Annotated in this window: 12 protein-coding genes and 2 rRNA genes (1 of these 14 cut by a window edge); 1 reads left to right on the forward strand and 13 read right to left on the reverse strand. The window is 42.3% G+C overall.

Annotation, left to right across the window (positions count from 1 at the left end; all coding sequences use genetic code 11):
* Positions 1-130 precede the first annotated feature (130 nt).
* The 10 genes from rsmI to MFF31_RS07765 form a co-directional block, all read right to left on the reverse strand.
* The gene (gene rsmI, locus MFF31_RS07720; protein WP_238187464.1) at positions 131-1024 is read right to left on the reverse strand and encodes a 16S rRNA (cytidine(1402)-2'-O)-methyltransferase; all 894 of its coding nucleotides are present in this window, start codon (positions 1022-1024) and stop codon (positions 131-133) included.
* On the reverse strand, positions 1021-1689 hold the full coding sequence (locus MFF31_RS07725; RefSeq protein ID WP_238188524.1) for a tRNA1(Val) (adenine(37)-N6)-methyltransferase: 669 nt from the start codon (positions 1687-1689) through the stop codon (positions 1021-1023). The genes rsmI and MFF31_RS07725 overlap by 4 nt, the downstream gene beginning before the upstream one ends.
* Positions 1690-1848: 159 nt before the next feature.
* Positions 1849-2247, reverse strand: coding sequence for an initiation-control protein YabA (locus tag MFF31_RS07730; RefSeq protein WP_238187465.1), 399 nt, complete (start codon positions 2245-2247; stop codon positions 1849-1851).
* A gap of 62 nt (positions 2248-2309) precedes the next feature.
* Positions 2310-3113 carry a PSP1 domain-containing protein gene (locus tag MFF31_RS07735; protein ID WP_238187466.1) on the reverse strand — a complete coding sequence of 268 codons (804 nt, stop codon included), beginning with the start codon at positions 3111-3113 and terminating at the stop codon, positions 2310-2312.
* Positions 3114-3116: 3 nt separating this feature from the next.
* Complete coding sequence (gene holB, locus MFF31_RS07740; protein WP_238187467.1) at positions 3117-4094, reverse strand: DNA polymerase III subunit delta'; 978 nt, start codon at positions 4092-4094, stop codon at positions 3117-3119.
* Positions 4095-4127: 33 nt separating this feature from the next.
* Positions 4128-4571: a YaaR family protein gene (locus MFF31_RS07745; RefSeq protein ID WP_238187468.1), complete on the reverse strand. Its 444-nt coding sequence runs from the start codon at positions 4569-4571 to the stop codon at positions 4128-4130.
* Between the two features lie 15 nt (positions 4572-4586).
* The gene (locus tag MFF31_RS07750; RefSeq protein WP_238187469.1) at positions 4587-4916 is read right to left on the reverse strand and encodes a cyclic-di-AMP receptor; all 330 of its coding nucleotides are present in this window, start codon (positions 4914-4916) and stop codon (positions 4587-4589) included.
* Between the two features lie 105 nt (positions 4917-5021).
* Positions 5022-5654 (reverse strand): dTMP kinase, encoded by a 633-nt coding sequence (gene tmk, locus MFF31_RS07755; protein WP_238187470.1) that lies wholly within the window; start codon positions 5652-5654, stop codon positions 5022-5024.
* 110 nt (positions 5655-5764) lie between these two features.
* Positions 5765-7300, reverse strand: coding sequence for an aminotransferase class I/II-fold pyridoxal phosphate-dependent enzyme (locus MFF31_RS07760; protein WP_238187471.1), 1536 nt, complete (start codon positions 7298-7300; stop codon positions 5765-5767).
* Between the two features lie 128 nt (positions 7301-7428).
* Positions 7429-7620, reverse strand: coding sequence for a sigma factor G inhibitor Gin (locus tag MFF31_RS07765; protein ID WP_238187472.1), 192 nt, complete (start codon positions 7618-7620; stop codon positions 7429-7431).
* A 229-nt stretch (positions 7621-7849) separates the two neighbouring features.
* Here MFF31_RS07765 and MFF31_RS07770 point away from each other — a divergent pair, with 229 nt between their 5' ends.
* The gene (locus MFF31_RS07770) at positions 7850-8380 is read left to right on the forward strand and encodes a transposase (protein ID WP_238187473.1); all 531 of its coding nucleotides are present in this window, start codon (positions 7850-7852) and stop codon (positions 8378-8380) included.
* A gap of 95 nt (positions 8381-8475) precedes the next feature.
* Here MFF31_RS07770 and MFF31_RS07775 read toward each other — a convergent pair whose 3' ends face one another.
* The 3 genes from MFF31_RS07775 to MFF31_RS07785 all read right to left on the reverse strand — a co-directional run.
* The gene (locus tag MFF31_RS07775; protein ID WP_238187474.1) at positions 8476-9039 is read right to left on the reverse strand and encodes a GNAT family N-acetyltransferase; all 564 of its coding nucleotides are present in this window, start codon (positions 9037-9039) and stop codon (positions 8476-8478) included.
* A gap of 537 nt (positions 9040-9576) precedes the next feature.
* Positions 9577-9693, reverse strand: a 5S ribosomal RNA gene (rrf, locus tag MFF31_RS07780).
* Between the two features lie 166 nt (positions 9694-9859).
* Positions 9860-11037, reverse strand: a 23S ribosomal RNA gene (locus MFF31_RS07785); it runs 1753 nt beyond the window's last position.

Raw genomic sequence — 11037 nt, forward strand, 5'->3', positions numbered from 1 at the left:
AATCGGTTATAATCATTTTATACCTACTTGTTAATTCTAACCTTTTTATATTCCTTGACGCCTTCCTGCGCTAGAACCCGGCCAGGAAGGTCCTTTTTTTTCTAGCGCAATTAACAAAATCGCTTCTATATTAACGATTTACTTCATTATAAACTTCCCGTTTCGGAAGTCCTCGATCAATCGCTGTTTTTTTAATTGCCTCTTTACGATCCATCATAGATTCGTAATGAGCTACATGCGCTTCTATAGCGAGCTCTGACCACCAAGCACCTTCAATGTCAGCTTTACTTACTTCCAAAGGATCTGCGCCCTCAATAATAATACAGAACTCCCCAAGAGGTGTGTGTTCAGAAAACCATGAGATACATTCTGTAATTGTTCCTCTAATAGCTTCCTCATGCTTTTTCGTCAATTCTCTAACTACCGCGATTTTCCGATTCCCCAGTTGCTCGAGCATCCTATCCAATGTTTTAGTTAATCGATGTGGTGATTCGTAAAAGATAAGAGTCTCTTTATTAAGCGAAAGCTCCTGCAGCCATTTTCCCAGTGATTTTTTATCACGCGGCGGAAATCCAGAAAATAGAAATCTTTCTGTAGATAACCCCGACATAATTAGTGCCGATAATGCAGCATTTGCACCAGGGATCGGTATAACAGCAATATTATTTTCTACTGCTGATGCAACCAGATCAGCTCCAGGATCAGAAATTGCAGGCAAACCTGCATCACTAACTAGTGCGATCGATTGTCCCTCTAGCATAAGTCTAATTAACTCTGGCCCGCTTGCACCTTTATTATGCTCATGATAGCTAACAAGTCGTGTTTGAATTTCAAAATGGGTTAGCAGTTTGCGCGTTTGCCTTGTGTCCTCTGCAGCAACTAGTCCCACTTCTTTCAGGATACGAATAGCCCGCATTGTCATATCTTCCAAGTTACCGATAGGTGTTGCGACCAAATATAACACACCTGCTCCGGAAGCTCCTCCTCCATCTTCACTTGGGGAATAGCTTTTTTGTCTATTCATACGATCTGAACTCCTTCGTCATTGTATACCATAATCGGTGGAAGCAGCTTAATATCAGGTTTTCCATCACGAGTAGCTTCTATTAATACCATGTTAGCCTCTGATTTAGCATTTGAATGTACAAATTGTATCCGCTTCGGTTCCAGCTTCCATCGTCTCAAAGTCTCAACAATATCTAATAACCGAGTAGGACGATGTACCATAGCAAGCTTGCCGCCAGGACGAAGCAAATTTTTACAAGATTGTGCTAATTGATCAAGCGTACAATGAATCTCATGTCTTGCAATCGCATAATGCTCATTTTCATTTTGTTCCCCTGCTTTTACCGACATATAGGGAGGATTAACAGTAATCGCATCATAAGCACCGTTTTCGACAAGCTTAGGGTATGTTCGTAAATCCTGCTCAATGACTTGGATTTGCCCTTCCAGTCCATTCATTAGGACACTTCTTTTAGCCATATCAGCTAATCGAGGTTGAATTTCTATCGCATCAATTTGTGCCTTTGTTCTAGCCGACAGCAGAATCGGAATAACGCCATTTCCTGTACAAAGATCAGCAATTCGGCCGTATTTCGGAATGTTAGCGAATCTGGACAGTAATACTGCATCAAGTGAAAAGCTGAATACTTCTCTGCTTTGAATAATTTTAAACCCTGTATCCATTAATAAATCATCGATTCGCTCGCCTGCCAACAACTCTATTGATCGATGTTCTAACACATTATGTCTCTCCTTTGACGCTTCAATTAATCTTATACTTACCTAAATGATCAAAAAAGACCGTCCTTTGCGGTAAGGACGGTCTGTCAATACGGATTCCACTTATTTGTTTAAGAAAGAAAGACAAAACAGACAGTCACCTTCTGTACGCAAATGTCCATAATACACGTTACAGATATGGAATCCTTCGTGATACAACCGCGTTAAGTTATCATGTCCTTCTCCGACCGCAACGATAGCTTCTTCGAAGCTTTCTTCACGAACTAGATCAGGCACTGCTTCTTTAGCTCTTGCAGCCGCTTGAGTAGCAAGAACAGCTTCGCGTTCAGAGGACGTTTCTCTCTTGAACACTTGACGTAACTGGTGGTTCTCGATGCTTAATCGCTTATTTTCCTCTAGCAGCTCTTTTACCTTCTGCTTGAGCGCGCTCAGCTCGGCATGAAACAAACCGACCCGTTTATCCAATTCATCCATTTGAATAAATATATCCCTTTTCTCCAAGTTCCCACCCCAGAGCTTCAAGCATGAGTGTTACCTCACCTATCAGAATCACACTAAACCGTTTATTTGACGATTACATCATCAAACGGCATTTCTTTTGGTTTACCTGGTGTATCAAACAACTGTACATATACGCTTTTCGTCGATGCATTGATTCCAGTAACTTTGCCTTCGCCTAACGAAGTGACAACAATTTTACCGATTGCAGGTAACTCTTCTCGCACACTCTCGTAGTTGTCATGCTCGTACTTGAGACAACACATCAATCGACCGCATAAACCTGATATTTTTGTAGGATTAAGCGATAAATTCTGATCCTTAGCCATCTTAATTGACACGGGTTCAAAGTCACCTAGCCATGATGAGCAGCATAGAACTCGTCCGCAAGGACCAATCCCGCCTAGCATCTTAGCTTCATCCCGAACGCCGATTTGACGAAGTTCGATTCTTGTTCGGAATACGCTAGCCAAATCTTTGACTAACTCCCGGAAATCTACTCGTCCTTCAGCGGTAAAATAAAAAATAATTTTGTTACGGTCAAACGTAAATTCGACATCGACAAGCTTCATACGAAGCTGATGACCCTTTATCTTGTCAAGACAGGTTGTAAACGCATTTTTTGCAGCCGCACGATTTTCTTCTACAACTTGTCCATCGACATCGCTAGCTATACGAATAACCTTCTTGAGCGGGAGAACAACATCCGATTCACCGACTTGCTTCTGTCCCACCACCACTTTACCGTATTCGATTCCGCGTGCGGTCTCAACAATAACATGCTGTTCCTTATCCACGGGATGCTCGACCGGGTCGAAGTAATAGATCTTGCCCGCTTTCTTAAAACGGACACCGATGACATTATACAAGGATTAGCCCTCCTGTAGATTTACCAATAGTTGCTCAAACGCGAGCTGAGGCGATACATTCGCACGTATACGCTTGCTCGCTTCAAGGATATGCTCCATGCAGGACACCCAACCTGCGAATGAACGATTGTAGGCGTTATTGTTTAGCCAATCCAACTGATCTATAAAAACAATCTTGTCCTGCCTTCCGGCCTGGATCTGTGTTAAATCTTTAAACCAAAGCGTTAATAATGAAAGCAACAGTTCTATTTGTATTGCTAAATCTGTCTTAAATAACTGTTGTTGGGCAGTGATCATCGCCGCGGTGAATCGGGTCAAACTCTCCTTGCCTAATTGTATCACTAGGTTTCGGATTTCTGCAAACCCATTCTGCTGAACAATTTGTCTTGCTCCGTCTAATCCAGACGATAATTGTACAGCTGCTCTTGCAAGAAGTGCTGGAGAACCTTCCGAAATTAGCTCTTCAAGCATCTTTTCAGGTGATAATGGAAGAAATGGAACCCATTGTGTTCGTGAGCGAATAGTAGGTAATACAGCTTGTCCATTATCTGACATGAGTATAGCAACAACCGGAGATACAGGTTCTTCCAAAAACTTAAGAAGACTATTAGCGGCTTGAAGTGTTAACGTCTCTGCTCGTTCTATTATATAAACAGCACGTCCGGTCTGGGTACTACGATAGGATAAGTTTCGTTGCAGCTCCCTGATTTGATCGATCTTGATGCTGTTTCCATCAGGGGCAATTGTCAAAAGACTTGACTGGTTGCCATGCTCAAACTTCCGACATTCCAAGCATTCCCCACACGCATCCCAGCCGTCAGCTGTACAGAACAATGCTTTGGCAAACCGGAGAGCAATATCTATCTTACCAGTTCCGGACGGTCCGCTAAACAAATACGCATGTGAAACTTTGCCACTCTGAAGGGCATGTTTCAAGATTCGCTGCGCCTTCCATTGTTCGACAGCTGATTCAAAACTCATGACTGTAATCCTTACCTTTCCTGTCTCATTGTGTCAAAACAATAAGTTTATCAAAATACCGCGAATTTCGCCTATTTTGTTCAATAGATCAATTCTTCCTTGCTCACTATCGAGCAAATCTTCTGCCATCGATACAAGAGTCGCATCAATTTCGTCGAGTAGCTTATAACGTTTTACACGTCCTCTACGATCAAATCCACGCACTTCTTTGATTCCTACACCGCGACGTATTGTATCTTCAAGAAACTGTTTCACCATCTGACGATAAAGCATAAGCTCCCGTACCGTCATATTTTTGGCCAGTCTATCCCCTTGTCTATGGATATCCTGCAATTTCCCATTAAGTTGCTCCTGTGTTCGCTCCGCGTCCTGCTGAATCATAACATCAGCGAAGCTTGCAGCTTGAATTGGTTTCATCGCAGAATCTGCGTTCGGTCGATTCTGCCCTAACGGGCGCCAACTATGATCAACTCTCATCTATGTCACACCCAATCAGAAGTGTTCGAATCTCTCAACCGGCATTACGAATACAGCTGCACCACCTATTTGTACCTCTACAGGGAAAGGAAGATACGAATCAGTAGAGCCACCCATCGGTGATACTGGCGTAACAAGCTGATCACGTACTTTGCAGTTCGTACTTATGACCTGAAATACTTCGTTCACTCGCTCATCCTCGATACCGATCATAAATGTTGTATTTCCCGATCTGAGAAAACCGCCCGTGCTAGCAAGCTTCGTTGCTCTGAAGCCTTCACGTACAAGTGCGTTCGATAATCTGTTACTATCCTTGTCCTGAATAACCGCAATTACTAATTTCATCTTCATTCCCCCTGGATTACTATTAGAATAGGTTATTGCTAGCATGAATAGCGATTCGGTACTAGCTAAATCAGCATAATGTCTAATCGTTGATATCAATTGTAACTATTGCTTTAAGCGTCGCTCTACGATAGCTAATACCGCTTGAAAAACATCTTCCCGTTCCGCTTCCGCATCCACCAATTCGATACGCTCTGGAAACTTTGAAAGCAATAATTTATAACCTTCTCTTACTCGTTCATGAAATGAATGACGCTCAAGATCCAATCGATTAATCTCTCTGTCTGCTGCTTGTGATATTCTCGCTAAACCAACCTCAGGAGATACATCCATAAAGATCGTCAGCATTGGCATCATATCACCGATGGCGAACTCATTAATTCCCCATACAGCATCCATACCTAGTCCCCGCGCATATCCTTGATAAGCTAAGCTGCTATCTACAAATCGGTCGCAGATAACAATCTTTCCTTCCTCCAATGCCGGGATAACCTTCTCAACTAAATGCTGTCTGCGTGAAGCTGCATATAAAAGTGCTTCAGTTCTTGCATCCATCATTGTGTGCTCGGTATCCAAAATAACCGTTCGAATCTTTTCTGCGATTGGAATACCGCCCGGTTCTCTCGTCGTTACTACATTCATGCCCTTCTTTTGCAGTGTATTCGCAAGACGTGTAATGAGTGAAGTTTTTCCGGCACCTTCGCCGCCTTCTATAGTAATAAAGTATCCTTTAATCAAGCCGTAGATGCCCCTAACCTATGAAATACTATTTGTTCCCTTCATTGTAACAAAGGCAACCCTCTACTACAACGAACTTTTCAGGAAAATCCGCATAAACACACCGTTTTTCACTCTTTTTTTCCATTTAAAAACACCTTAATCGTAGTTAGAGTAATATCTTCTACACCTTGAAATTTTGCACCAGCAGAAGCTAAATTTTCGATTTGATCAATAATTTCAGTTGTAAGTTTTTCACCAGGGTAAAGAAGCGGTATACCGGGCGGATATGGTACAATCATTTGAGCAGAATGCAACCCTTCACATTCACGAAGCTTGCGTATAACAATCTCAGAATCATCAATATTTCTTCTTGAAAATGACACTGGTGCACCAATCGCAATTTTATCGTTTAATGAAATTGTTGTAACAGTAAGCTTCGAATTTTTCTGATGACTATCAACGATATTGTAGTTATTTTTATACTTATTATGAATAGAAACAACTGCTACTTTTAGCTTTTCAATTTCTGAATCATTAGTATGAACACCCATTACTAGCACAACATAACGAGAGTCTGCCATCTCTGCCCAGCAACCATACTGTTCAAGTTCCTTAAGCAGTTCGAATCCCGATAATTGACCACTCTGATCATAAAGCAGAACCCTCAGCGGATCTAGCTGCCTTAGACCCGTTACTGTACTCGCCTCTCCCCATCTCATTACGCTAATAATCATATTTTCATCATTTACCCATCGTTTGAACGAATGAACCGCATCCAAAGCAGGTTGAAACATTTCAAAACCTAAAGCTTGAACCATTGCTCTTGAAATATCGAGTGATGCCATAATCGGAAATGATGGACTTGAGCTTTGAATCATAGCAAGTGACTGTCTTAATTCCTCCGTATCTAGACGATTGCCTTGAACATGCAGCATAGCCCCCATTGTAAGAGCTGGCAGCGTCTTATGAGTAGACTGCACCACAGCATCAGCACCAGCTGCTAACGCAGACTCTGGAAGCTCTGGATGAAGCCCATAATGAGCACCATGCGCTTCATCCACCAATAGAGGAATGCCGATTCGATGTACAGCCTCCACATAGTGATCAAGCTTTATGCTTATTCCATAATAATTTGGGTTGGTCAAAAAGACAGCCTTAGCCTCAGGATATAACAACAAAGCATCACAAACTTGCTCAAGTGATGGTATCGTAGCTAACCCTGACGATTCATCAATCTGCGGTGTCAAAAATACAGCCTTAGCACCTGCCAATTTCAAACCATTAATAATAGACTTATGTACGTTACGCTGCACGATAATTGTCTCACCTGGTTTACAAACAGTTAGCAACAATGCAAGATTACCTGATGTACTCCCACCCACTAAGAAATATGTATCATCAGAGCCAAAACATTTCGCAGCTAGACGTTGCGCTTCCTTTATGGGACCCTCCGGGTGATGGAGATCATCTGTCGAAGATATTTCTGTTAAATCTATTTCCATAATCGGATTAAACCGATCCGTTATATCTTTTAATTGATCTTTCCCTTGCAAAAAAAATTGCAATGATTTGCCATTGTGATGTCCCGGAACGTGAAAACTAGCCGGATTAGTATTCGCATGATGCTCTAACTTCTCATATAACGGCGCATGAAATGACTTCATTGACACTCTACATTCCTTTCAAACTTAACGTATTTCTTCATCCCTTTATTGTACCGAACTTCTGTATAGACCGTAAGTGATCTTATAATGGAACAAAAAAAAGAACAGCCTCTGTTTCCAGCTGCCGTTCACGCATTCTTTTCCATAAATATGCCCTTCAATTGATGAATAAAGAATGGGTATTTGGCATCCTTTACATCTGTCTTAACCATTTCCATTTCACAAGAAATACATATGAAACCGGAAATAATTCGTATACCTTCACCCTCTGCTCTCTGTTCTCCGCAAATGCTGCAATAATGGTCGTGAATATCGTTCATAACTATCCCCGCCTTCTACTACATTTAATCTATACCTACTATTATGTCATATAGTCTATCGAATTATACTTGTTTCATAACGTTTTTCAAATATTTATATATCCTATGCTGCAGCTGGGCAGGAGGTGAATTGGTGGTCAAATTTGTTATTAATCACTATGGACAAACCTATCTAATATGCCGATATAATGATTGAACCCATGTTATATGGCTGGAAGGACGAATTGAAATGAAGCAATCGCTAACAGAACAAAAAAATGCGACCATTTATCAATACCAGCTTATAAAAAGAGTGTTTATTCATTCCGAGCTCATATTCAGTCATCTTCTTACTGGAGCTATCATTGTAGCCTTCCAAATGCTCTTCTATCAAATGGATGGATTGTTTGCATCTCTGCTTGGTTTTGCCGTTGTACAATTGCTTCATCTTATTATATTGCTGCTTACCTTTATTCGTGTTGACGAAGCAATTGATCGTCAATGGATATGGCGTATCAATCCGCCCTGGATTGGTTTTAAACCTGCCAATGATATTAAATTATCGCTGTTTCGCCGTGTTCATCGCCAACTATTCTGGTTAGGCCTATGTATGATTGCTGTATTGTATCCATGGTTATCATCATCAATGATGATCAGTCTTGTTTGCTGGCATATGTGGATTATTATTCCTAAAATGTTGCTTTCCATCGCTTTTCGCAAGCAACGTAAAGAAGGAGTATTACGTCTACAATCAAAGGAAGCCTCTTATTATCATCGCTAAATTCGTTTCGTAATGTATGAACGGATGAATTGAATTAGTATAGTCCGTTCGTATCCTTACTCATTGATAGTTGTTTATTCTGAATGTGCCCTATACTATACACTCTCTCTTTTATTAGACTGAGTTTCATATTCTTCGCGCAAAATACTCATTTGAATAACGTCCCAATACTTCCCGTTACGAAATAGTTTTTTTCGAGACCTTCCTTCCTCCACAAATCCACACTTCAAATAACATTTATATGCTCTCTCGTTATATTCATAAACTTCCAGTTCAAATCGATGAAGATTTAACGTATGAAAAACAAACCCTTTGAGCAGTTCTATCGCCTCTCTACCGTACCCACGACCTAACATCTCACTCTGGCCTATAACAATTCCTAAACTTGCCGATCCACTTCTCCAATCTATATTGTGCAAATCAATTTGACCCAGATATTGTTCACTATTTGCATCTGCAATTATAAAGCCAGTGACGGGCAATGCTCCTTCAATTCTTTTCTTAACATAACTTTCAGTATCATGAACCGTATGCGGATATAAAAAAATATCGTTCAAGTTATTTGTTATTTCTTTGTTATTCACCCACTTACGAATATGTGGTATATCATCATATCGATACTCTCTAAGCAGTACTTTATCCGATCTAATATGCGGCATTAATATGTCCCCCTCTATTTAAAATGCGTTAACAATGTTCTCATTAACTTAATAAATATTTTATTGGAATTCCAACATTTAATTCACCGAATACATTGAATATTCAAAGTATAGTATCACACTTCAGTCAAATAGTCTGTATATATTTGAATTGCTCCATACACAACCTCTATCTAAAAACATATTTAAGCGGGTTTTCGTGACTATTAGGGTGTCTGTATTCTATATTTAGTTGATTACTCTAATTTAACTATTGGTATATCTTCAACACTTTAAGCTTAATTAATTGTTCGACCTTATATTTCATAAAAAATTAAATATTTAACCTTAATTACCCATGCTTCGCGACGTCCATACCGTACCGGATGAATCACCTTCTTGAGCTACATCACGGTCGGCGTCTGAACCTTCCACTAAGGCCGGGCAAACATCCTTGTATGGCTTCGATACAAAGGTTTAGACACTCTCCCACTGGGAGAGGAAAGTCTCCAATCACAACAAAAAACCGACCACATATAAATGTGGTCGGTCATTCGTGCTTGGCGACGTCCTACTCTCCCAGGACCCTGCGGTCCAAGTACCATCGGCGCTGAAGGGCTTAACGGTCGTGTTCGATATGGGAACGCGTGGTTCCCCTTCGCCATCGCCACCAAACGTGACATTTGCTCGTGGCAAACATCTCATCCAAAGCGTGTTTGCGCCCTGAAAACTGGATACGAAAGAATAGCTTGAGTTACTTTAGCTGTTGTTTGTAGGTTGTATGACCCAGGTAATTTTCTCATTGTCTTCGACAAGGAAGAAAACACCGATACAAACGTTATAGGATAAGCCCTCGACCGATTAGTATTCGTCAGCTCCGTACATTACTGCACTTCCACCCCGAACCTATCAACCTCGTCGTCTTCAAGGGGTCTTACATACTGGGAAATCTCATCTTGAGGGGGGCTTCACGCTTAGATGCTTTCAGCGTTTATCCCGTCCGTACTTGGCTACCCAGCTATGCTCCTGGCGGAACAACTGGTACACCAGCGGTACGTCCATCCCGGTCCTCTCGTACTAAGGACAGCTCCTCTCAAATTTCCTACGCCCGCGACAGATAGGGACCGAACTGTCTCACGACGTTCTGAACCCAGCTCGCGTACCGCTTTAATGGGCGAACAGCCCAACCCTTGGGACCTACTTCAGCCCCAGGATGCGATGAGCCGACATCGAGGTGCCAAACCTCCCCGTCGATGTGGACTCTTGGGGGAGATAAGCCTGTTATCCCCAGGGTAGCTTTTATCCGTTGAGCGATGGCCCTTCCATTCGGTACCACCGGATCACTAAGCCCGACTTTCGTCCCTGCTCGACTTGTAGGTCTCGCAGTCAAGCTCCCTTATGCCTTTGCACTCTTCGAATGATTTCCAACCATTCTGAGGGAACCTTTGGGCGCCTCCGTTACATTTTAGGAGGCGACCGCCCCAGTCAAACTGCCCGCCTGACACGGTCCCTCTACCGGTTTCACGGTAGTAGGTTAGAACTCCGATACGATCAGGGTGGTATCCCAACGTCGCCTCCACACAAGCTGGCGCTCATGCTTCAATGGCTCCCACCTATCCTGTACAGATCGTACCAAAGTCCAATATCAAGCTGCAGTAAAGCTCCATGGGGTCTTTCCGTCTTGTCGCGGGTAACCTGCATCTTCACAGGTATTAAAATTTCACCGGATCTCTCGTTGAGACAGCGCCCAATTCGTTACGCCATTCGTGCGGGTCAGAATTTACCTGACAAGGAATTTCGCTACCTTAGGACCGTTATAGTTACGGCCGCCGTTTACTGGGGCTTCGGTTCACAGCTTCGGATTGCTCCTAACCGCTCCCCTTAACCTTCCAGCACCGGGCAGGCGTCAGCCCGTATACTTCGCCTTACGGCTTCGCACAGACCTGTGTTTTTGCTAAACAGTCGATTGGGCCTATTCACTGCGGCCCCCTCGGGCTATTAACCCTACCGAGGCACCCC

The sequence above is a fragment of the Paenibacillus sp. L3-i20 genome (assembly GCF_022180385.2).
GTDB lineage: Bacteria > Bacillota > Bacilli > Paenibacillales > Paenibacillaceae > Pristimantibacillus.